The organism is Streptomyces sp. NPDC031445, assembly GCF_055581365.1.
Genome location: NZ_JBVIJO010000009.1, coordinates 77323 through 99300 on the forward strand (window position 1 = coordinate 77323; position 21978 = coordinate 99300).

Here is a 21978-nt window from a genome sequence, read left to right on the forward strand (position 1 = left end):
GCGTGTGCAGCCGGGGCGGGTGCTCCCGGTGAGTGGGGGAGGCGGGTGAGTGGCCGCACCGGCGCGCGGGTCCCCCCCGGTGAGGGCGTGGGGCGCGGGGTGCGTGGGTGAGGTCACATATGACCTGGTACGCACCCCCTCCCGGCCGTGACCGGCACCGGGCTACCGTTGCGTGGAGCCCTGAACCCCTTCGCACCTCGGACGGCCCGGCTGTGCTCACTGATCTGTCCCCCCTGATAGCCGCGACGGCACGCTGGCTGACGGTCGCCTACCCGCCGTGCGGCGGCGCGCTGGCCTCCGCGCTGTGCGAGGCGCAGGCCCGGCAGGCGGTGACGGTCGCCGCCTGGCTGCGGTACCCCACGGCGATCGACGCCGGCCTGGTCACCATGGCGGGCCCCGGAGGCGCGGCCCGTCTCGACTGGATCGCCGGCGCCGAGCGGGCCGGCGGGCACCCCGCCGAGGACTGGGCCTGGCGCACCTGGGTGGACGAGGTCGTGGCCAGCTGGGCCGCCGCCCTGCTGACCGACCCCGAGCTGGCCGTCCTGGCCGTCGCCGCACTCGCCGGGAGCGAGCACGCGGCGACCCCGGTCGAGTTCCGCCGGCTGCTCGCCCCCGACGACGGCGACCGCGGCGCGGCGGCCCTGCTCCGCCACCCCGACCTGCTGTGGCCGGTGGCCGAGCTGCACCACGACCAGCTCGTGGACCGCCTGGCGCCCGGTGAGCCCCTCGCGGCCTGAGACGGCCGGACCGGCCCCCGGGCACGGCACGGCACCCGGCCGGGCCCCGGTGTCGTACGCCCCCACCGGGGTACTGCGGAGCTGACGCGTCAGCCGCCCTTCGCGGGAAAGGCTCGGCCATGACGTTCAAGAACCCCGTCCACCGCGGCGGCCCCCGCCGCGGCCGGTTCGAGCAGCTCGCCGAATACGCCTCGAACTTCACCAGCTCACCGCTGTTCTTCCTGTTCTGCCTGGCCCTCGTCAGCTTCTTCGCCGCCTCCCACATCGCCCACCTGCCGCTGGAGGTGCTGCTCCTCGCGGGCGAGTCCATGACGGCCGTCGCCCTGCTGCTCCTGGCCCTGCTGAAGAACGCCGAGATGCGCGCCGAACACGCGATCCAGCGCAAGCTCGACGCGATCGCCGCCGCGCTGCTGGAGGCGCACCAGGACGACCGCAGCCAGGCCTTCGAGGATCTGCGGAACGCGATCCGGATGGAGGAAGAGACCTGAGCCGGGCCGGCGAAACGCCGCCGCGGTACTTCCCGGCACCCGGGCGAGCGGCGACCATGCCGTGGCATGGACATTCTGCTCGTCGCCAGCGCGTTCAACAGCCTCTCCCAGCGCCTGTACGCCGAACTGTCGGACCTCGGGCACCAGCTGGACGTCGTGCTCGCCGCGCACGGCCCCGACCCGGTCCGGGCCGCCGTGCGCGAGTCGCGCCCCGACCTGATCATCGCGCCGATGCTCCGGACGGCCCTGCCCGAGGACGTGTGGCGGGAGCACACCTGCCTGATCGTGCACCCCGGCCCGCCCGGTGACCGGGGCCCGTCCTCGCTGGACTGGGCCATCGCCGACGGAGCCGGGCAGTGGGGCGTGACCGTCCTCCAGGCCGAGGCGGCGATGGACGCGGGCCCGGTCTGGGCGGCCGAGCCGTTCCCCGTGCCCCCCGTCGGCAAGAGCGACCTGTACCGCAACGAGGCCTCCGACGCCGCCGTCACCGCCGTCCTGACGGCCGTACGGCGCTACGCCGACGGCGGGTACAAGCCGCTGCCGCAGACCGACGAGTCGGTCACCGTCGTCTGGCGGGACGCCTTCCGGCAGGAGCGGCGGCGGATCGACTGGGAGCGCGACGACACCGGCACGGTCCTGCGCAAGCTGCGCGGCGCCGACTCCCAGCCCGGCGTCCTGGACGAACTCCTCGGCCACGAGGTGTTCCTGCACGGCGGGCACCCCGAGGGCGAACTGCGCGGCCGCCCCGGCACCCTGCTGGCCCAGCGCGCGGGCGCCGTCTGCCGGGCCACCCGGGACGGCGCGGTCTGGATCCCGGAACTGCGCCCCCGCAAGGGCTCCGGCGACCCGGCGCCCTTCCGTCGCCCCGCCGCCTCCGTCCTCGCCGGGTACCGGCCCGGGCTCGCCCTCCCGGAGGTCCCCGCCCCGCTGGAGCTCCCGGCCGGCCGGCGCACCTGGACCGACATCCGCTACCGGCAGCACGGCGACACCGGCTTCCTCGCCTTCTCCTTCCCGGGCGGCGCGATGAGCACCGGCCAGTGCCGCAGACTGCTCGCCGCCTACACCGAGGCGCTCACCCGCCCCACCCGCGTCCTCGTCCTCGGCGGCACCCGGGACTTCTTCTCCAACGGCATCCACCTGAACGTCATCGAGGCGGCTCCCGACCCGGCCCAGGAGTCCTGGACCAACCTCAACGCCATGGACGACCTCGTGGAGGCCGTGCTGCGCACCACCGACCGGCTGGTCGTCGCCGCGCTCGGCGGCAACGCGGCGGCCGGCGGCGCCATGCTGGCCCTCGCCGCCGACGAGGTGTGGTGCCGCGCCGGCGTCGTCCTCAACCCGCACTACCGGCGCATGGGCCTGTACGGCTCCGAGTTCTGGACGTACACCCTGCCGCGCCGTGTCGGCCCGGAGCAGGCCGGGCGGCTGACGACGCAGGCCCTGCCGGTCAGCGCCGCCACCGCGGCACGGCTCGGCCTCGTGGACCGGCTGCTGCCGGCCGCACCGGGGGACTTCGCCGCCGAGGTCGGGCGACTGGCGACGGGCCTCGCCGCCGCCGGGGACCTGGACCGGCGGATCGCCGCCAAGGCGGCGGCCCGCGCCACCGACGAGCGGGACCGGCCCCTCGCCCGGTACCGGGAGGCGGAACTGGCCCGTATGCACGCCCTCTTCTTCGACCCCGAGGCCCCCTACCACGCCCTGCGCTCGGCCTTCGTCCGCAAGACACCGGGCGGCTCCGCCCGGCCCCTCGCCCCGGCCGCCGCGGGCGCCCGGTGACGGCGCGCCTGCTGGTGGCCGGTGTCGGCAACATCTTCCTCGGCGACGACGCCTTCGGCCCCGAGGTGATCCGCGCACTGGACCAGCGCCCGCTGCCCCCCGGGGCACGGGTCCGCGACTACGGCATCCGCGGCCTGGACCTCGCCTACGACCTGCTGTCCGGCTGCGCCACCGCCGTCCTCGTCGACGCGGCCCCGCGCGGGCACCGCCCCGGCACCCTCTCCCTGATCGAGGCCGAACCCCCCGACGGGACCGCCGTGCCCGAGGCCCACGGCATGGACCCGGCGAAGGTGCTGGCCCTGGCCGCCCACCTGGGTGACGAGCCCCTGCCCCGGGTCCTCGTCCTCGCCTGCGAACCCGGCGTCCTGCCGGACGGCGACGACCTCCTGCCCGGACTCAGCGCGCCGGTGCGGGAAGCCGTCGGCCGGGCCGTCGACGCGTTGCACGCGCTCGTCCCCGCCCTCCTCACCGACCCCGCCGGACCCCTGCCCCCGTTGGGCTGCCCGGTGGAATCCGGGACCCCGCACGCGGCTGCGCTGCCGGGCACGGCGCCCGGCGCGGCCCAAGATCGGTGACACCCCCGGGCCGCACCGCACGCGGCCCGGGCACCACCGCACCCGAGGAGCACCGCCCATGTGCCGGTCCGACGTCAAACAGGCCGTGCTGGCGAAGAACGACGGCCTGGCCGCGAGCCTGCGCGACGACCTCGCCCGGCAGGGCGTCACCCTCGTCAACCTGCTGTCCAGCCCGGGCAGCGGCAAGACCGAGCTCCTCGCCCGGGTGCTCGCCCGCGCCGGGGAGCGGGGCGTCCCGGTGGCCGCGCTCACCGCGGACCTCGCGACCGAGAACGACGCCGTCCGGCTCGCCCGGTCCGGCGCGCCCGTCCAGCAGCTGCTCACCGACGGCCTGTGCCACCTGGAGGCCCGCCAGGTCGGCGCCCGGCTCACCGGCTGGCTGCCGCCGGACACCTCCGTGCTCTTCGTGGAGAACGTCGGCAACCTGGTCTGCCCGGCCGCCTACGACCTCGGGGAGACCCTGCGGATCGTGCTGATGGCGGTCACCGAGGGCGAGGACAAGCCGCTGAAGTACCCGACCGCGTTCGGCTCCGCGCACCTCGTCGTGATCACCAAGACCGACCTCGCCGGACCGGCCGGCTTCGACGAGAGCCTCTTCCACGAGAACGTGCACCAGGTCAACCCGGGCGTGGAGATCATCCGGTCCTGCGCCCGCACCGGCACCGGCGTCGGCGCCCTCCTCGACCGCGCCCTCGCCGCCCGCGACGGCGCCCCGCCGCACCGCCCGCCGCTCGCCCCGCACCCGCACCACCACCCCGCCTCCGCCCCCGTCTCGTGACCGCGCCCGTCACCCGTCCGGTCCGCCGCCGGATCACGGTGCGCGGCACGGTCCAGGGCGTCGGCTTCCGGCCGTACGTGCACCGGCTGGCCGCCGGGCTCGCGCTGACCGGGTTCGTGAGCAACACCGCGGACGGCGTCCTCATCGAGGTCGAGGGCCCGCCGGACGACGTGGACCGGTTCGCCGTCCGGCTGACCGAGCAGCCGCCCCCGCTCGCGACCGTGACCGGCGTCGGCAGTGAGGACGTCCCCGCCACCGGCGCCACCGGCCCCTTCACCATCCGCCCCACCGAGCGCTCCCCGGGCCGCACCCAGCTCCCGCCCGACACCGCGACCTGCGCCGACTGCCTGCGCGAACTCGCCGCCCCCGGCGACCGACGGCACCGCCACCCCTTCGTCACCTGCACCCACTGCGGCCCCCGCTTCACCATCGCCACCGGGATGCCGTACGACCGGCCGGCCACCACCATGGCCGGCTTCCCGATGTGCCCCGCCTGCGCCCGCGAGTACGGCGACCCGGCCGACCGGCGCTTCCACGCCCAGCCCGTCGCCTGCCCGCACTGCGGCCCGCGCCTCAGTCTCGTCCCGGCCGCGGGCCTCGGCGTCCGCCCGGCCCGGGACGCGAAGGCCCTCGCGACGGCACGGGCACTGCTCGCCGCCGGGCACGTCGTCGCCGTCAAGGGCGTCGGCGGCTACCACCTGGCCTGCGACGCGACCGACCCCCGGGCGGTCGCCACCCTGCGCCGCCGCAAGGAGCGGGGCGAGAAGGCGTTCGCCGTGATGTGCGCCGACCTGGAGACGGCGGAACGCGTCGCGGTGCTCCGCGCCGCCGAACGGGCCGCGCTCACCAGCGCCCGCCGCCCCATCGTCCTGCTGCGCCGCCGCACACCTCCGGACGGCCTCCGCCTCGCCGACCAGGTCTGCCCCGGCAGCCCGCACGTGGGCCTGCTGCTGCCCTACACCCCCGTGCACACCCTCCTGCTCGGCCTGCCCGGCGACCCGCCCGGCCCCCGCGCCCTGGTCATGACCAGCGGCAACCGCTCCGGCGAGCCCATCGTCACCGACGACGCCGAGGCGCTGACCCGGCTCGCCGGACTCGCCGACGCCTGGCTCACCCACGACCGGCCCATCGCCTCCCCCTGCGACGACTCCCTGCTGCGCGTCCGCCCCGACGGCACCGAACAGGTCCTGCGGCGCTCGCGCGGCTACGTCCCGCGCCCGCTGCGCCTCCCGCTCCCGGTCCGCCCCACGCTCGCCACCGGCGGCGACCTGAAGAACGCGCTGTGCCTCGGAGAGGACGACCAGGCCTGGTTCGGCCCGCACATCGGCGACCTCGGCGACCTGGCCGGCCTCGCCGCCGCGGAACGCGCCGAACGGCACCTCACCGTCCTCACCGGGGTCACTCCCCGGCTGGCGGCCGCCGACCGCCACCCCGGCTACCACTCGACCCGCCGGGCCGCCCGGCTCGGCCTCGGCGCACCGGTGCTGGTCCAGCACCACCACGCCCACATCGCCTCGGCGATGGCCGAACACGGCCTCGACGGCCGCACACCCGTGATCGGCGTCGCCTTCGACGGCACCGGGTACGGCGACGACGGCACGGTGTGGGGCGGCGAGATCCTGCTCGCCGACTACACCGGCTACCGCCGCTTCGCCCGTCTCACCCCCGCCCCGCTGCCCGGCGGCGACACCGGCGTCGCCAACCCCTGCCGGCTGGCGCTGGCCCGGCTGTGGGCGGCGGGACTGCCGTGGGAACCCGCACTGCCAAGCGTCCAGGCGTGCACCGCGACCGAACTCACCGTACTGCGGCAGCAGTTGAGGCGCGGACTGGCCTGTGTGCCGACCTCCGGCATGGGACGGCTCTTCGACGCCGTGTCGTCCCTCGTGGGGCTGTGCCACCGCGCCGGCTACGAGGCACAGCCGGCGCTGGAACTGGAGGCGGCCGCGCTGAGGGCCTGGGACGCGGACACCGGCGCCTACCCGTTCGGCCTCACCCCCCTCTCCGGCACCGGCACCGGCACCCCCTGGCGCCGGTCGCCGGGCCGGCGGATCCCCGGCCCCGCCTGGGAGATGGACCCGGCCCCCGCCCTCCGCGCCCTGCTGCACGACCGGGCCCGCCACACGCCCGTACCCGTCCTGGCCGCCCGCTTCCACCGGGGCGTCGCCCGGACGGTCGCGCACCTCAGCCGCCGGGCCCGCGCGGAGACCGGCCTCACCACCGTCGCCCTGACCGGCGGTGTCTTCGCCAACGCCCTGCTGGAGGCGGAGACCGCCGCGCTGCTCACCGCGGCCGGCCTCACCGTCCTCCGGCACGGCGAAGTCCCCCCGAACGACGGCGGTCTGGCACTCGGCCAGCTGATGGTCGCGGGAACAGCAGTCCACCACGAGACGGAGTGACCCATGTGTCTGGCAGTGCCCGGCAAGGTCGTGTCCATCGACCACCGTGCCGACCCGCTCACCGGCCTGATCGACTTCGGCGGCGTACAGAAACAGGCCTGCCTGGAGTACCTGCCCGACATCCAGGTGGGGGAGTACGTCATCGTCCACGTCGGCTTCGCGCTCCAGCGCCTCGACGAGGAGTCGGCCCGCGCGTCCCTGGAGCTGTTCGGCCAGCTGGGACTGCTGGAGGAGGAGTTCGGTGACGCCTGGGAGCAGGCGGCACGCCAGGAGAGCGGCACGGAGGCCCGGTGAAGTACATCGACGAGTTCAACGACCCCGAGCTGGCGCGGCGGCTGCTGGACGAGATCCACGCCACCGTCACCCGGCCCTGGGCCCTGATGGAGGTCTGCGGCGGCCAGACCCACTCCATCATCCGCCACGGCATCGACCAGCTCCTCCCGGAGGAAGTCGAGTTGATCCACGGACCCGGCTGCCCGGTGTGCGTGACCCCCCTCGACGTCATCGACAAGGCCCTGGAGATCGCCGCACGCCCCGACGTCGTCTTCTGCTCCTTCGGCGACATGCTGCGCGTGCCCGGAACCGGCCGGGACCTGTTCCGGGTCAAGGGCGAGGGAGGCGACGTACGGGTCGTCTACTCACCGCTGGACGCCGTGGAGCTGGCCCGCAGACACCCCGACCGGCAGGTCGTGTTCTTCGCCATCGGCTTCGAGACGACCGCCCCCGCCAACGCCATGGCCGTCCACCAGGCACGCCGCCTGGGCCTGGCCAACTTCAGCCTGCTGGTGTCCCACGTCCGGGTCCCCCCGGCGATCGAGGCCATCATGGCCGCCCCCGCCTGCCGGGTGCAGGGCTTCCTCGCCGCCGGGCACGTGTGCAGCGTGATGGGCACCGCCGAGTACCCGGACCTCGCCGAACGGCACCGCGTCCCGATCGTCGTCACCGGCTTCGAACCACTCGACATCCTCGAAGGCGTCCGGCGCGCCGTCCACCAGCTGGAGCGCGGCGAGCACCGGGTGGAGAACGCCTACCCCCGCGCCGTACGCGACCAGGGCAACCCGGCAGCGGTCCGCATGATCGAGGAGGTCTTCGAGGTCACCGACCGCAACTGGCGGGGCATCGGCCGCATCCCGGCCAGCGGCTGGCGGCTGTCCGACGCCTTCCGCGCCTACGACGCCGAACACCGCTTCGACGTCACCGGCATCCGCACCGAGGAACCCGCCGTGTGCCGCGCCGGCGACGTCCTGCAAGGGCTCATCAAGCCCACCGAGTGCGCCGCGTTCGGCACGGCCTGCACCCCGCGCACCCCGCTCGGCGCCACCATGGTCTCCAGTGAGGGCGCCTGCGCGGCCTACTACCTGTACCGCAGGATGACCGACAGCCCGGCACCACAGGGATCCCGCATCCCGCGCGAGGAGATGAACCCCGTTGGCTGACCTCGCCACCCCGGACACCGCCCCCGTCGACCCCGTGAACTGGACCTGCCCCGCACCCCTGCGCGACCAGCCGGTCGTCGTCATGGGCCACGGGGGAGGCGGCGCCCTGTCGGCGGAACTGATCGAGCAGGTCTTCGCCCCCGCCTACGGCAATCCCACGCTCGCGGCGCTCACCGACTCGGCCGTCCTCGGCCTCGGCGGCGCCCGCCTGGCCTTCTCCACCGACTCCTACGTCGTACGCCCGCTGTTCTTCCCCGGCGGCTGCCTGGGCGACCTCGCCGTCAATGGCACGGTCAACGACCTGGCGATGAGCGGTGCCCGGCCCACCCACCTCTCCGCGGCCTTCATCCTGGAGGAGGGCGTGGAACTGGCAGTGGTCGAGCGCGTCGCCCGCGCCATGGGCGACGCGGCCCGGGCCGCCGGCGTCACCATCGCCACCGGCGACACCAAGGTGGTCGAGTCCGGGCACGGCGACGGCGTCTACGTCACCACCGCCGGCGTCGGCCTCGTCCCCGAGGGAGTCGACATCCGGCCGCAGCGCGCCCGGCCCGGCGACGCCGTCCTCGTCAGCGGACCGATCGGCCTGCACGGCGTGGCCGTCCTGAGCGTCCGCGAGGGCCTGGAGTTCGGCGTCGAGATCACCTCCGACACCGCACCGCTCGCGGACCTGGTGGCGGCCATGCTGGCGGTCACCCCGGACGTCCACGTGCTGCGCGACCCCACCCGCGGCGGCCTCGGCGCGTCCCTCAACGAGATCGCCCGTGCCTCCGGCACCGGCGTACGGCTGCGGGAGCGGGCCGTGCCGGTCCCGGACGAGGTCGCGAACGCCTGCGGCTTCCTGGGCCTCGACCCGCTGTACGTCGCCAACGAGGGACGGCTCGTCGCCTTCGTCCCCGCCGAGCACGCCGACGCCGTCCTGGCGGCCATGCGCGCCCACCCGCAGGGCACCGGCGCCGCCCGCGTCGGCGAGTGCGTCGCGGACCACCCCGGCATGGTCGTCGTCGCCACCGGGCTCGGCGGCACCCGCGTGCTGGACCTGCCGCTGGGCGAGCAGCTGCCGCGGATCTGCTGAGGAAGCCCCCGGCCCCGCCGTCAGGCCGGGGCCGGGGCCGCCTCCACGTCCGTGATCTCCAGCTCCCTGCCGCCGCGCAGCTCCTGCGAGGGCCGGTCGCAGCGCGGGCACCAGAAGAACGGCGGCATGCCGAGCGCGAACTCCTCGGCACACCCGCCGCACCAGGCCCGCGCCGTCACCTGCTCCACGACCAGCCGGGCCCCGGCGAGCGCCGTGCCGTCGCGGGCCACCTCGAAGGCGAAGTGCAGCGCGTCCGGCACGACACCGGCCAGCTCCCCGACCCGGACGGTCACCGAGGCCACACCGGTCACGCCGTCCGCGCGGGCGATCTCCGCCGCCTGTTCCACGATCGCGGTCGCGATCGACAGCTCGTGCACGGCCGGCTCAGCGCGGGCGCCTGGCGCCGGAGCGCAGGTTGACCATGCGCCAGATGCGCACCTCGCGGACGATGCCGGGAAGTTCGAGGACGAGCAGCCCGAGCGTGAGGGCGCCGAGCGCGGCGCCCTGTGCGATCAGCACGCGCCGCGCCGTCGTTCCCGTCCGCACCTGCCCGGCCGCCGTGTCCGCCGGCCGCCTCCTCATCGCGATGCCCTTGTGCTGTCTCATCCTGTCCTCATCCCGGGGAGATGTTCGGCATGATCTTCATGATGGCGTTGTGCCGCTTCCAGTGGACCCCGGTGGAACGGCGCGCGTCGGACGTGCCGTCCTCGTGGTGTCCCGTCTGGTGCTTGTAGGGCCCCCTGTTGCCCTGGTGCAGCCCGCGCACATGGACCGGTGTGTCGGGCCTCGCCTGGGGGCGGCCCACTCGGATGGCGCTCATCGGTTCTCTCCTCTCCTGCCGGGCCCTCACGGCCGCTCGGTGAGCTCCGCGAAGAACCGCTCCACGGCCGGCCAGACCCGGCCGCCTCCGGCGAGGCCGCGCCACTCGCGGCGGACCAGCGCGACCATCCGGAAGCAGTCGTCCACCGGCACGATCCAGTGGTGGTCCAGGCCCCGCACGGTGTTCACCAACAGAGCCTCCACCTCGGGTGCCATGGTCGCCAGCGGAGGACACGCGCCGCACATCTCGGCCCAGCGGTCCGCCTCCACCTCCCAGCGCATCGCCCCGGCCGGGCTCGGGCCCTGCGCGGTGACCGTGCCGTCGGCGCGCGGGACGAAGAACACCAGCCCGACCGGCACCCCGAGCGGCCCGGTGTCCACCGGGGCCAGCCGCACCCGGCGGCTCGGCACCATCAGGTACCGGCCGCCGCCCGCGCCCTCACCGGCGAACAGCACCGCGCACGCCCCGCAGGCGCACAGCAGCTCCTCGCGGTCGGCGGCGTACAGATGGCGGTGCTCCTCCGGCACGGCCTGTGCGCACAGGTCGCACCGCTCGGGGCCGTCCGGTCCGGCGGCCGAGCGGATGACCCGGGCCAGCGCGCCGTCCGCCCTCACCGCGCCTCCCGCACCATCAGCGAGTGAAGCGGTACGAAGGCGGGCGCGGCCGGCGCGGTCAGCTGCTCGACCGCCGTCAGCTCGGGTGCGGCCGCCAGCACGGCCTCCCGTACGGCGTCGGCGACCGTCGGCCCGCCGCCGCAGCCGGACCCGCAGCCACCCGCCTCCGTGACCCGCACCCGGGCCACCTGCCCGTCGACGCCGACCAGTTCGACGTCGCCGCCGCGCTCGCGCACCGCCGGCCGCAGCCGGTCCACGGCGCGCTCGGCCCGCCGCGCGGGCGGCTCGGGGTGCAGCCCGTGCAACACCAGCAGATGCCCCAGCAGCTCGTCCTCGGCCAGCCGCCCGGCCGGCTGTCCGCCGGTCACGTCGAGCACCCGGGCCAGGGCCTCGCCGTACACCTCGGTCAGCAGGCGCACGGCCTCGACGGCGTTGCCCGCCGCGGGGCCGGGCGCGGACTCCAGCCCGGCCAGCAGCTCGTCCAGCCGGGCCAGCCGCGCCTCGACCGCCGGGTCCGCGAGCCGGCCCGCGTCAGCGTCAGCCATGGTTCGCCCCGTACGTCGGCGAGTGCACGGTGGTGAGCGTCCTGCCCTTGCCCATGTACATGTGCACTCCGCACGGCAGACAGGGGTCGAAGCTGCGCACGGTGCGCATGATGTCGACGCCCTTGAAGTCGTCGGGACCGTTCTCCTCGAAGATCGGCTGGCCCTGCACGGCGTCCTCGTACGGGCCCGGGGTGCCGTAGATGTCGCGCGGGCTGGCGTTCCACGGGGTGGGCGGGTACGGGTGGTAGTTGGCGATCTTCTGGTCCCTGATCACCAGGTGGTGCGAGAGGACACCGCGCACCGCCTCGTGGAAGCCGCAGCCGATCGCCTCGTCCGGCACCTCGTAGTTCTCGAAGATCTTCGTCTCGCCGGCCCGCAGCAGCGCCATCGACTCCTCCAGGAACTGCAGGGCCATGGCGGCGGCGTAGGCGACGAAGTAGGGCCGGGCGCGGTCCCGTTCGATGGTGTTGCTCCACTTGGGGATGCGCCACTCCAGGGTGGTCTCCGGCAGTTCCTGCCCCCGGGGCAGGGAGATGCGCACGCTGTCGCCGGTGGCCTTGACGTACGGCGTGTCGACCAGGGCGTTCAGCGCGGTCGACCACAGCCGGGCGAGCGGGCCGCCGCCGGTGTCCAGCGCCAGGTGCTGACCGGTCTCGGGGTGGTACCAGCGCGGGCTCATCACCCAGCTGTAGTTGCCGGCGAAGTCCCGTTTCTGCGGCACCGGGACGGTGGTCTGGTTCCAGGGGTGCCGCATGTCGACGGGGTTGCCGAGCGGGTCGTGGGTGACGAACGGCTGCTCGTTGACCCAGTCGTCGTAGAAGGAGCTGCCCAGCAGGACGCGCAGGCCGAGGTTGATGTCGATCAGGTTGTTGGTGACGAGCTTGCCGTCCACGATGATGCCCGGGGTGACGTACATCGCCTTGCCCCAGCGGTCCATGTTCTCGTACCGGTAGTCGACCACGTCCGGGTTCTGCCAGGCGCCCCAGCAGCCCAGCATGATGCGGCGCCTGCCGACCTCCTCGTAGCCCGGCAGGGCCTCGTAGAAGAAGTCGAAGACGTCGTCGTTCATCGCCACGGCCTTCTTCACGAAGTCGATGACGCGCATCAGCCGGGCGAGGTAGTCGGTGAAGGTGTTCGGCTGCGGCATCGTGCCGACGCCGCCCGGGTACAGCGTGGAGGGGTGGACGTGCCGCCCCTCCATCAGGCAGAACATCTCCCGGGTGACCCGGCTGACCTTCAGCGCCTCCTTGTAGACCTCGCCCTCGAAGGGGTTGAAGGCCCGCATGATGCCGGCGATCGTCCGGTAGCCGTGGATGTCCCCGCGGGGCGCGTCGGTGCGCTCGGCGCGGGCCAGCACACCGGGGTTGGTCGCCTTGACCATCGCCTCGCAGAAGTCCACGAAGACCAGGTTGTCCTGGAAGATCGTGTGGTCGAACATGTACTCGGCCGCTTCGCCCAGGTTGGTGATCTGCTCGGCCATCCGCGGCGGCTTGACGCCGTAGGCCATCTGCTGGGCGTAGTTGGAGCACGTGGTGTGGTTGTCGCCGCAGATGCCGCAGATCCGGGAGGTGATGAACCCGGCGTCGCGCGGGTCCTTGCCCTTCATGAACACCGAGTAGCCCCGGAAGAGCGACGAGGTGCTGTGGCACTCCACGACTTCCTGGTTGGCGAAGTCGATCTTCGTGTAGATGCCGAGGTTGCCGATGATCCGGGTGATCGGGTCCCAGGACATGTCCACGATCTGCGCGGGCTTGCGCCCCGTGACCCGGGTCGGGTCCTCGGTGGTCGTCATGTCGCTTCCTGCCCCTCGTTCGTCGTAGGCGTGGGTGGGTGCCGGCGCTCAGGCACGCCAGTGCGGGTCGTAACCCGTGGTCAGTTCCGGTCCGTTGTGGTGCCACTTCGGTTCGCGGTTCACCGCCATGCTGGTCAGGCCGCGCAGCCGGCGGACGACGGCGCCGTACGGCTTGAGCAGCGCGGACGACAGGGCGCCGCCGGTCGGCTCGTCCATGAACGGCATGAACGCGTCCGGGAAGCTCGGCATGGTGCAGCCGATGCAGATGCCGCCGACGTTCGGGCAGCCGCCGATGCCGGCCATCCAGCCGCGCTTGGGCACGTTGCAGTTCACGACCGGACCCCAGCAGCCGGTCTTCACCAGGCACTTCGGGGAGTTGTAGTCCTTCGCGAAGTCCGCCTGCTCGTAGTACGCGGCCCGGTCGCAGCCCTCGTGCACCGTCTTGCCGAACAGCCACTGCGGACGCAGCATGTGGTCCAGCGGGGGCGGCGGGGCGGCGCCGGCCGCGTGGTAGAGCACCCAGATGAGGGTCTCCATGAAGTTCTCCGGCTGGATCGGGCAGCCCGGTACGTTCACCACCGGCAGCGCGCCCTGGGACAGGAAGTCCCAGCCCAGGTAGTCCGCGAGGCCCATGCAGCCGGTGGGGTTGCCGGCCATGGCGTGGATGCCGCCGTACGTGGCGCAGGTGCCGGCGGCCACCACGGCCCAGGCCTTGGGCGCCAGTTGGTCGATCCACCAGTTGAGAGTCTGCGGCTCGCCCGTGTCCGGGTCGTTGCCGAACGACGTCCAGTAGCCGTCGCCCTCGATGATGTTCTGGTTCGGCACCGATCCCTCGATGACCAGGATGAACGGCGCCAACTCCCCGCGCGCCGCCGCCCGGTAGGGAGCGAGGAAGTCCTCGCCGCCCAGGCTGGGGGAGAGGACCTTGTTGACCAGGTTGACCTTCGGCAGGCCGGGGATGAGCCCGGCGACCAGGTCCTCGATGCCGGGCTGCCCGGCGGCCGTCATGGACACCGTGTCGCCGTCGCAGCTCATCCCCTCGGAGATCCAGAGGATGTAGATCTCGTCGAACCCGTTCCCGCGCGCCTCGGACCGGCTGGGTTCACGCGTCACTTCGGTGGTGCCGCTCTGCGTGGTCATGTCGTCGGCCTCCGCTGGAGTCGGTCTCGGAGTCGGTCGTAGGCCGCGGCCAGGGGGGCCGCGAGGGTCAGGGCGGGCGGCTGGTCGGGGGCGTGCGGGTGCGGACGGGTCGGCGCGCCGGCCTTGGCCTGCCCGATCAGCTCGCCCAGCCGGTCCAGTTCCTGCTGGGAGACGGCCTCCCGCAGCCGGGGCATGAGGGTGCCCTCCTCCTCCCGGATGTGCTCCGCCAGGTCACGGCGCAGCTGAGCCACCAGCTCACCGGTCCGCTGGTCGCCCTCGCCGAGCCGGTCGAGCGCGAGGAGGGTCTGCTTCACCCCCATGTGCTCGCTCAAGTGCTCGTCGATCTCCCGGTCGCCGTCCGGCAGCACCTTCCTGGCCAGCGGATACAGGAGCATCTCCTCCAGAGCCGCGTGCTTGGACAGCTCGCGCACCAACAGCTCCACGACACCGCGCCGCTGCCGGTCGGAGGCCGCGGCCTCGTAGTCGCGGAACAACTGCTCGACCATCCTGTGGTCGTGCATGAGGACGTCAAGGGCGTCCATCGAACCGTCCCTCCTCCGGCCCGTCGGCCGGACGCTCGGGTGGCCGCGGGGACTGCGGCCGGATCGGCCGGCCCGGACCCGGTGGGGCGTCGGGGCCGAGCGTTTCGACCTCGTCGGGCCGGAAGTAGTGGAAGCGGCCGTACCAGCCGTGCAGTTCGGCGGCCGGATCGTCGTCGACCGTGACCGCCAGGTGCGTGCTGCCGTCCACGTCGTGGAAGACGGCGGCCACCCGCGCGGTGCGCCCGGCCAGGAACATGTCCTGGGCGTCGGCGCCCCGGCCGCGCGGACACAGCCGCACCCGGCTGCCGCCGCCCACGGGCACGCCGTCCACCAGCACGGTGTCCATCGCCGGGGACAGCCCGTCGTCGCCGCCCTCCTGCCACCAGGCGGGCCGCTCGGCACAGGCGGCCGGGGGCCGTGCGGTGACGGGGGCCGGGGGCCGTTCGGCCGCGGGGGTGCGCGGGGTCAGGGAACGGATGGCGCCGTGCAGCCGGGAGAAGACCTCCCGGGGCATGGTGTCCACCCGGTCGAGGATGCGCGCGGCCCGCGGGTCGGTGGCCCGGGCCTCCGCCTTCTCCTCGTCGGTCAGCAGCATCGTGCGCAGCGTCAGGATCTCGTCGATCTCCGCCGCGTCGTGCAGGTCGCCCGGACTCTCCGGCGCCACCTGGGGGTGGTCGGGGAGGATGATCGGCGCGGAGAGCAGCAGCGTGCCGGTGGCCCCGTCACCGCTGGTGGACTCGGGCGGGGCCCCGCCCAGCACCGGGAACGTGAACGCGTTGCGGCAGGCGCGGACCTGCTCGGCGTAAGCGGCCGGCGGGTCGATCAGCGACACGAACTCCACGCCGTCACCGGTGAGGAGGGTGTGCGTGGCGAGCAGCGCCTGCCCCAGCACCGTGTTCCGGGAGGCCCGCGGGTCCGGCGCGGCACCGGTGTTCTCGGTGCGCACCCGCAGCCGGTACAGCCCGGGCCCGAGCGGCTGCGCCGTGACCGTGGTCGCGGCCCGCACCTCCCGGCGCCGGCGCACCGTCCGCCCCGCCCCCGCCGGCAACGGCTCGTACTCCGCCCCGGCCGGGGCCCCCACGGCGACGGTCCGGCCGCCCGGCGGCGACTCCGCCGGCGCCAGCACCAGTTCCGTCTCGCGGGGCACGGCCTCCTCGAACGAAAGGTGGGCGGTCCCGTCGGCCGTCCGCAACGACTCGACCGGGCGGTGCGCCCCGTTCCCGTCGGCCGCCTCCACCTGCTTGTGCTGGAGTTGCAGGTACCGCACCCGCACCCGGACGGCCGCACCGGCGCGCCGCACCCGCAGCAGACACTCGGTGTGCTGGTACCAGGAGTCGGCGGAACCGGAGACACCGGGCGTGACCGGCCCGTCGCGCTCCACCCAGTTGCGGGGCAGCAGCACCCCGAACTGCCAGCGGACCCGGTTCTTCGCCGAGGACCGGCGATAGGGGTAGAGCAGATACCCCTCGTACAGCACGGCGTCCGCGACGGCACTCAGCTGCGCACAGGCCCCGCCGGTTCCGTTCGCCATGCCCTCTCCTCACCACTGGTGTGTCCGTGCACTCCACCCCCCACGGTCACACCGGTCACGCCCGCCCGCCCCTCCGGCGCACCGTCATTGCGCCGGACAGGGGAGAACACACGTCCGTCACGTGGCGCGGGCCAGCTCCAGGCAGCAGCGCACGAAGTCCCGCACGACCGGGTTGCCGTCGTCGGCCGGTGCCCAGGCCACGGCGACCCGGGTCGGGCCCACCCCGGTGACCGGGCGGTAGACCACGCCGGGGCGGGCGTAGAACCGGGCGGCGGACGCGGGTGCGAGGGCGATGCCGTACCCGCTGGCGATGGCGCTCAGCCACTCGTCGGGCTGCTCGGTGACCGCGCCGATCCGGACCGGACGGCCCTCGCGCTCACCGGCGGCCAGCCAGTGGTCGCGCCAGGCGCCGGTCTCCGGCGAGGCGGCCACGAACGGCTCGTCCCACAGCTCCCGGAAGGCGATCCGCGCGCGTTCCGCGAGCCGGTGCGTGCTCGGCAGCGCCACCCAGCGCTCCTCGCTGAACAGCACCTCGAACCGCAGCGCGTCCTGTCCCGGGAACGGCAGCCGCAGCAGCGCCGCGTCCACCTCGCCGTCGGCCAGGGCCCCGCTCGGGTTCGTCCAGGGCGCCTGCCGCAGTTCGGCACGCCATCCGGGCCACCGCCGGGCGAACTCGGCGACGATCCCCGGCGTCGCCTCGTTGGCCGCGCTGGCGACGAAGCCCACGCGCAGCACCCGGGCCGTGCGCCGGCCGGCGGCCCGGGCGGCGCGCAGGGCGTCGTCCCAGGCCGCGAGGACGTCCGGGGCGCGGCGCGCGAGTTCCCGGCCCGCGTCCGTCAGCGCCATGCCGGTGCGCGAGCGGTCGAAGAGCCGCACCCCGAGCCGGCTCTCCAGCTGCCGGATCTGCTTGGTCAGCGCCGGCTGGGACACGTACACCCGCTCGGCGGCGCGGACGAGGCTGCCCTCCTCGGCGACGGCCAGGAAGGAGCGCAGCAGACGTGAGTCGACGTCCATTCCAGAAGGTTATGGACGCCGGTATTGGACGTCGCGGCGACCCTCCGGCGAGCGTGGACGGCATGAACCTCGCCCTTCTCACCGTCACCTGTGCGACCGTCCTGGCCAACGCGGGCATCGCGGCGGCCGACCTCGCGAAGGCGCCGTTCGTCCTCGCCAACGCGGCCCGGGTCGGCGTGCCGCCGCGCCGGCTCCCCGTGCTGGCGCTGCTGAAGGCCGCCGGCGCGGCCGGGCTGCTCCTCGGGCTGCTGGGCGCGCACCCTCTGGGCATCGCCGCCGGCACCGGCCTCGTGCTGTTCTACGTCGGCGCGGTGGCCGCCCACGTACGGGCCCGGGCGTTGCGCACCCTCGCCTTTCCGGGCCTGTTCCTGGCCCTGGCGACCGGGTCCCTGGCCCTGGCAGCGGCCCGGTGAACCGGCGACGGAACACCCGGCCGGCTCGGGCCGGCCACGGCCGCCTCCCGGGACCGGCCCCTGTCCGGTGCGCGCTCGTGCCCGTACACTGCGAACTCACAGACATGCGGGCGGAGTTGACCGGGGGGAGCCATCATGTCCGGAGGTCCGTACGGTCCGGGTCAGGGTTTCGGCGGGCCGCCGCTGCCGCCCATGCCGCCTGGTCCGCCACCCGTACCGGCGACTCCGCCGCCCGCGCCGCCGGACGCCCGGCGGGCCGCCGCGGTCGCCCTGCTCAACCTGAGCGGGCTCGGCCTCGGTTACGCGCTCCTGCGCCGCTGGGTGCCGGCGGCGGCCTGCTGGGTCGCGACCGGGCTGCTCCTGGTCTTCGCGCTGCCCGTCGACGCCGGCGGGCTGCCCGCGGCCGTGCTCGCCTGCTACGCCGCGGTGCTGCTGGTGGCGGCCGTCCACGGCGCGGTCGCCGGACTGCGCACCCGGCTCGCCCGGCCGCGCGGGACGCCGCTGGCGCTGCTGCTGGGCGTGGTGCTGCTCGCCGTTCCGGCCGGCGGCGCCCTGTGGTACGAGGACGCCCGTGACGAGGCCGTGGAGCAGGCACTCCTCGGCCGCCTGGAGCGCGCCGACGACCTGGTGGCCGAGAGCGGCCGCCAGTCCTTCAGCGCCGCCCGGTCCGGCTACGGGACGGCCCTGGGAGTCTACCGCGACATCGCGCTGCACCACGCCGGTTCCCGCGCGGCGCGGCAGGTCCCCGACCGGCTGCGGACCTACTACGCGACGGTCGGCGCGGCCTACGGCCACCAGCGGTACTGCGACGCCGTGGAGCCGCTGAAGTACCTCCGCACCGTGCCGGACACGATGCCCGGGGAACAGCTCGGCCCGCTGGCGCGGTGGCCCGACGACCGGCTCGCGAACGCCCTGTACGAGTGCGGTGCGCGGCACCTGGCGAGCGGCGACACGGACTGGGTGGGCCGCTTCGGCGACCTGCTCGGCACCTTCCCGCGGTCCGGGGCGGCGGCCAAGGTGGCGCCGGCCGTGGACGCGGCGGTGGCGAGGACGGAGAAGGCCGTCGGCGGGGACGCACCCTGCGCGGCCGTCGAGACGCTGCGCGACCTCGACACCCGGATCGCCGACCTGTCCAGGTCGGCCGGTGACGTGGACGGCCGGCTGGCGAAGGCCGCGGCCCGGGCCGGCCGCAGCGGTGACGCCGGCGCGTACGCCTGCGGTGTCGACCAGTACCGGGACGGGGACTTCGACGCGGCACGGAAGACCATGGAGCAGTTCGCCGCCGGCCACAGGCACGACAGGAACCGCGCCCGCGCCCAGAAGATCGCGATAGCCGCCGAGGTCGCCCAGACCCTCCCGGCGGCCGGCAAGAAGCTGCCCACCCTGGCCTCCGGCGGCAGCATCTCCGTCACGGTCAAGAACGACAGCCCGGACGACATCACCGTCCTCTACACCGGCCCGGTCACCGGCAGCTTCACCCTCAAGGGCTGCGGCGGCTGCACGGCGTACTCGCTCGTGGACACGGCGTTCTCCACCTTCAAGCCCTGCAACGACAGCCGCAGGAACTACCCGCAGCGCACCATCAGCCTGCCCGTCGGCACCACGTACTTCGTGCACAAGCCGCACGGCGACAGCACCGCGACCCCGGCCTCGGACACCGCCAGGCTCCGGTCGGGCTACCTCTACACGGAGTGCGCGTACTCCACCCGGCGGCTGGGCTCCGGTTACTGACCGGCCGGCCGCTCGGGGGCGGGCCGTGCCCGCAGTCCCTCGCCGAGGGCGGCGATCGCGGCCGGTCCGTGGCCGGCGGCCGTCAGCGGGGCCCGGATGTCGCCGTCGAGGTCGGGGACGTAGCCGAACAGGACGTCGGCGGGTCCGCTGACCCGCACCCGCCCGAGCGCGGCGGGCAGCAGCAGGGTCCTGGCCCGGCCGAGCCGGCCGGTCCAGCCGCCGCAGGTGACGGTCACCGGGGCGCCGGCGTTGCTGAGGACCTGCGCGGTCGCGAACGCGCGGACCAGGGGGGCGCTGCCGCCGGCCGTCCAGCGTTCCAGCGCGAAGTACGGCCCCGCGCACAGCACCGTGCGCTCCACCGAGTCGTCCAGCGGCACGCTGAGCCCCGGCTGGAACCGCGGCCGGGGCTCCGGACGCCACTCGTCCAGCAGCCGCCCGATGTTCGCCTCCCGCTCCTCCTCGGCGAGCGGTGCGCCGTCCTCCATCCGCCAGGGCATGGCGTGCTGCTGGATGTCGGAGGTCTGCTCGATCTCGTACACCAGGGTGCCCGGCCCGAAACTGTGCAGGGTCCCGCCCGGTACGTACACGGTCTGCCCGGCGCGCACCGGCAGGCGGCGCATCACCGCGTCGAAGTCCTGCGCGAGCAGCGCCCGGCGCAGCCGCTCCCGGTCCACCCCGGGCCGCACGCCGACCAGGGCGGTCGCGCCGGGTACGGCGTCCAGCACGTGCCACGCCTCCGTCTTGCCGTTCGGCTCGCCCTCCAGGCGGCGGGCGGTGGCGTCGTCGGCGTGCAGGTGCACGGGCAGCGCGCCGGTGCCGTCGATGAACTTGGTGAGCAGGGGGAAGCGCGGACCGTGCGGGCGGTCGCCCAGCAGCCCGCCGGGATCCCGCGCCATCAGCTCCCGCAGCGACCGCCCGGCCAGCGGCCCGTCGGTCACCGTGGCGCCCTCCCCGTCGACGTCGCTGACCTCCCAGGTCTCGGCGACCGGGCCGTGCGGCAGGTCCGTCCGGCCCAGCCGGTCGGCGAGGGCCCGGCCGCCGAAGACGTGCTCTCTGACGGGCGTGCTGAGGCGCAGCGGGTACCAGCTCACCGGGTGCGCCATGTCAGCCGGCCGCGTTGTCCACCCGCATCCGCACCTGTTCCTCCAGCCGGCGCAGGCTGCCGTCGAGGGCGTCGCCGACCGCCCGCTCGCCCGGGTCGTGCCCCTCGTCGAAGAAGGACAGGTGCACGGTCACCTCGCTGGCCCCGCTGCCGATGCCGGCCACCTGGAGCCAGCCGGCGTAGCCGCCCTGCTCGCGGGTGCCCCACTCCAGGCGCATCTGGTCCGGTTCGGAGCGCAGCAGGGCGGGCGTGTCCTCGCCGGAGCGGTCCTCGTGGACGGTCACGGCGGGCGGTTCCTGTACGTCGACGTGCAGCTCGCCCGGGAGCCAGGCGTCGAGCTGGGCGGTATTGGCCGCCTGGTCGAAGACCTGCTCGGGCTGTGCGGGCATCGTGCGGGAACGTTCGTACTCGGCCATCGTGGTCTCGCCCTTCCGGTCGGAAAGCCGTACCCCGACCGCGTGCCCCTTCCACGGCGGCCGAAAAGTTCCGGCGGCACCTCGCTCCCGGGACGCCCGGCCGGTCACGGGGTGAGGGCGGCGGCCGCGCGGGGACCGCTCACCCCACGGCCGCGCGTGCCGTCCGCTCCACCAGGGACACGCCGTCGCTCATGGAGGCGCTGCCGTCCGACAGGACCGCGACGAGGTACCGGTGACCCTTCACGGTGATCTGGCCGACGCTGTTGACGTCCCACAGGCCCGTCGTGTCGCGCTGGAGCCAGCCGTTCTTCAGGGCCTTGCGGGAGCCGTCGGCGCCGGCCGCCGGGACGCCCCAGGTCTGCTCGGGCACGACCTGGCCCATCAGGGTGCGGAGGTAGGCGCGGGAGTCCGCGTCGAGTCCGCCGGAGCCCGCGCGGACCGTTGCGCCGGTGTCGAACACGGCCCGCAGCAGCCGGATCTGGTCGCGCACGGTCGTCCGGGTCAGGCCCCACTTGGCGCCGGGCCCGCCCGTGGTCGAGGTCAGGCCGAGGCGCTTGTTGGCCGCCGCCAGTCCGGGGGCCCGGCCGATCTGCCGCCACAGGGCGTTGGCCGCCGCGTTGTCGCTGCGCCGGATCATCGGCTCGGCGCGCTTCCGCTCGCTCGCGGTGAGGTGCCGTCCCGCGTCCTGCGCCTGGAGCAGCAGGGCCGCGAGGATGTCGACCTTGACGATGCTGGCGGTGTCGTACGCCCGGTCCTCGCCGTGGACCACGGGCGTGCGGCCGGTGCCGTCCAGGTCGAGCACGGCAGCCGTGGCCTGTGCGGAGGCGGCGGCGGCCGGGGTGGGGTGCAGGAGCCCGGTGGCGAGGAGGGCGGTCGCCGAGGCCACGAGGGCGCAGGCCTTGGCGCGTGCTGTGCGGGAGAGGCGGGACGACATGGGTCACGAACGTAGACAACTACGGCGTCCGGCGACGTGGCGCCCGTCACCTCGAGGCCCCGTTCGGCCCGGATTGTGAGAAGAGCCACCGATGGGGCGCATTGTTCCGGCCGGTTCGCCGGGGCG

24 protein-coding genes are annotated in these 21978 nt (G+C 74.7%); 11 read left to right on the forward strand and 13 right to left on the reverse strand.

Features of this window, described 5'->3' with window-relative positions:
• Positions 1-212: 212 nt before the first annotated feature.
• From ACZ5DC_RS23640 to hypE, 9 genes are all read left to right on the forward strand, one after another.
• On the forward strand, positions 213-737 hold the full coding sequence (locus ACZ5DC_RS23640; RefSeq protein WP_468655666.1) for a hypothetical protein: 525 nt from the start codon (positions 213-215) through the stop codon (positions 735-737).
• Positions 738-856: 119 nt separating this feature from the next.
• Complete coding sequence (locus tag ACZ5DC_RS23645) at positions 857-1225, forward strand: hypothetical protein (RefSeq protein WP_468655668.1); 369 nt, start codon at positions 857-859, stop codon at positions 1223-1225.
• Between the two features lie 66 nt (positions 1226-1291).
• The gene (locus ACZ5DC_RS23650) at positions 1292-3001 is read left to right on the forward strand and encodes a hydrogenase maturation protein (RefSeq protein WP_468655669.1); all 1710 of its coding nucleotides are present in this window, start codon (positions 1292-1294) and stop codon (positions 2999-3001) included.
• Entirely contained in the window at positions 2998-3576 is a 579-nt protein-coding gene (locus ACZ5DC_RS23655) for a hydrogenase maturation protease (protein ID WP_468655671.1), read from the forward strand. Before ACZ5DC_RS23650 ends, ACZ5DC_RS23655 begins: the two co-directional genes overlap by 4 nt.
• A 58-nt stretch (positions 3577-3634) precedes the next feature.
• Positions 3635-4354, forward strand: coding sequence for a hydrogenase nickel incorporation protein HypB (gene hypB / locus ACZ5DC_RS23660; protein ID WP_366753473.1), 720 nt, complete (start codon positions 3635-3637; stop codon positions 4352-4354).
• Positions 4351-6750 carry a carbamoyltransferase HypF gene (gene hypF / locus ACZ5DC_RS23665; protein ID WP_468655673.1) on the forward strand — a complete coding sequence of 800 codons (2400 nt, stop codon included), beginning with the start codon at positions 4351-4353 and terminating at the stop codon, positions 6748-6750. Before hypB ends, hypF begins: the two co-directional genes overlap by 4 nt.
• A gap of 3 nt (positions 6751-6753) precedes the next feature.
• On the forward strand, positions 6754-7044 hold the full coding sequence (locus tag ACZ5DC_RS23670; RefSeq protein WP_058079171.1) for a HypC/HybG/HupF family hydrogenase formation chaperone: 291 nt from the start codon (positions 6754-6756) through the stop codon (positions 7042-7044).
• Positions 7041-8186 (forward strand): hydrogenase formation protein HypD, encoded by a 1146-nt coding sequence (hypD, locus tag ACZ5DC_RS23675; protein ID WP_468655676.1) that lies wholly within the window; start codon positions 7041-7043, stop codon positions 8184-8186. The genes ACZ5DC_RS23670 and hypD overlap by 4 nt, the downstream gene beginning before the upstream one ends.
• Positions 8179-9258: a hydrogenase expression/formation protein HypE gene (hypE, locus tag ACZ5DC_RS23680; RefSeq protein ID WP_468655678.1), complete on the forward strand. Its 1080-nt coding sequence runs from the start codon at positions 8179-8181 to the stop codon at positions 9256-9258. The genes hypD and hypE overlap by 8 nt, the downstream gene beginning before the upstream one ends.
• Before the next feature lie 20 nt (positions 9259-9278).
• On the opposite strand, the gene hypA is transcribed toward hypE, so the two are convergent.
• From hypA to ACZ5DC_RS23730, 10 genes are all read right to left on the reverse strand, one after another.
• The gene (gene hypA / locus ACZ5DC_RS23685) at positions 9279-9635 is read right to left on the reverse strand and encodes a hydrogenase maturation nickel metallochaperone HypA (protein ID WP_468655679.1); all 357 of its coding nucleotides are present in this window, start codon (positions 9633-9635) and stop codon (positions 9279-9281) included.
• A 7-nt stretch (positions 9636-9642) separates the two neighbouring features.
• On the reverse strand, positions 9643-9864 hold the full coding sequence (locus tag ACZ5DC_RS23690) for a hypothetical protein (RefSeq protein ID WP_468655681.1): 222 nt from the start codon (positions 9862-9864) through the stop codon (positions 9643-9645).
• A gap of 7 nt (positions 9865-9871) precedes the next feature.
• Positions 9872-10078, reverse strand: coding sequence for a hypothetical protein (locus ACZ5DC_RS23695; protein ID WP_468655683.1), 207 nt, complete (start codon positions 10076-10078; stop codon positions 9872-9874).
• Positions 10079-10104: 26 nt separating this feature from the next.
• Positions 10105-10692 carry a DUF5947 family protein gene (locus ACZ5DC_RS23700; RefSeq protein WP_468655685.1) on the reverse strand — a complete coding sequence of 196 codons (588 nt, stop codon included), beginning with the start codon at positions 10690-10692 and terminating at the stop codon, positions 10105-10107.
• Entirely contained in the window at positions 10689-11237 is a 549-nt protein-coding gene (locus tag ACZ5DC_RS23705) for a NifU family protein (protein ID WP_468655687.1), read from the reverse strand. The genes ACZ5DC_RS23700 and ACZ5DC_RS23705 overlap by 4 nt, the downstream gene beginning before the upstream one ends.
• Positions 11230-13029, reverse strand: a complete 1800-nt coding sequence (locus tag ACZ5DC_RS23710; protein ID WP_468655689.1) for a nickel-dependent hydrogenase large subunit — start codon at positions 13027-13029, stop codon at positions 11230-11232. The genes ACZ5DC_RS23705 and ACZ5DC_RS23710 overlap by 8 nt, the downstream gene beginning before the upstream one ends.
• A 48-nt stretch (positions 13030-13077) precedes the next feature.
• Positions 13078-14169, reverse strand: a complete 1092-nt coding sequence (locus ACZ5DC_RS23715; protein WP_468655691.1) for an NADH-quinone oxidoreductase subunit B family protein — start codon at positions 14167-14169, stop codon at positions 13078-13080.
• Positions 14166-14711, reverse strand: a complete 546-nt coding sequence (locus ACZ5DC_RS23720) for a hemerythrin domain-containing protein (RefSeq protein WP_468655693.1) — start codon at positions 14709-14711, stop codon at positions 14166-14168. The genes ACZ5DC_RS23715 and ACZ5DC_RS23720 overlap by 4 nt, the downstream gene beginning before the upstream one ends.
• Positions 14698-16242 carry a hypothetical protein gene (locus ACZ5DC_RS23725; RefSeq protein WP_468655695.1) on the reverse strand — a complete coding sequence of 515 codons (1545 nt, stop codon included), beginning with the start codon at positions 16240-16242 and terminating at the stop codon, positions 14698-14700. Before ACZ5DC_RS23725 ends, ACZ5DC_RS23720 begins: the two co-directional genes overlap by 14 nt.
• Positions 16243-16359: 117 nt before the next feature.
• Positions 16360-17256, reverse strand: coding sequence for a LysR family transcriptional regulator (locus ACZ5DC_RS23730; protein WP_468655697.1), 897 nt, complete (start codon positions 17254-17256; stop codon positions 16360-16362).
• Between the two features lie 62 nt (positions 17257-17318).
• On the opposite strand from ACZ5DC_RS23730, the gene ACZ5DC_RS23735 reads away from it, so the two are divergent.
• Together ACZ5DC_RS23735 and ACZ5DC_RS23740 are read left to right on the forward strand one after the other, a co-directional pair.
• Positions 17319-17669: a DoxX family protein gene (locus ACZ5DC_RS23735; protein WP_468655699.1), complete on the forward strand. Its 351-nt coding sequence runs from the start codon at positions 17319-17321 to the stop codon at positions 17667-17669.
• Positions 17670-17861: 192 nt separating this feature from the next.
• Positions 17862-19400 carry a hypothetical protein gene (locus ACZ5DC_RS23740; RefSeq protein ID WP_468656094.1) on the forward strand — a complete coding sequence of 513 codons (1539 nt, stop codon included), beginning with the start codon at positions 17862-17864 and terminating at the stop codon, positions 19398-19400.
• Here ACZ5DC_RS23740 and ACZ5DC_RS23745 read toward each other — a convergent pair.
• From ACZ5DC_RS23745 to ACZ5DC_RS23755, 3 genes are all read right to left on the reverse strand, one after another.
• On the reverse strand, positions 19394-20503 hold the full coding sequence (locus ACZ5DC_RS23745; protein ID WP_468655701.1) for a class I mannose-6-phosphate isomerase: 1110 nt from the start codon (positions 20501-20503) through the stop codon (positions 19394-19396). The genes ACZ5DC_RS23740 and ACZ5DC_RS23745 overlap by 7 nt on opposite strands.
• 1 nt (position 20504) lies before the next feature.
• Positions 20505-20918 (reverse strand): SRPBCC family protein, encoded by a 414-nt coding sequence (locus ACZ5DC_RS23750; RefSeq protein ID WP_366753489.1) that lies wholly within the window; start codon positions 20916-20918, stop codon positions 20505-20507.
• 139 nt (positions 20919-21057) lie between these two features.
• A complete protein-coding gene (locus ACZ5DC_RS23755; protein ID WP_468655703.1) occupies positions 21058-21852 on the reverse strand; it encodes a serine hydrolase in 795 nt (264 codons plus the stop codon).
• Positions 21853-21978 lie beyond the last annotated feature (126 nt).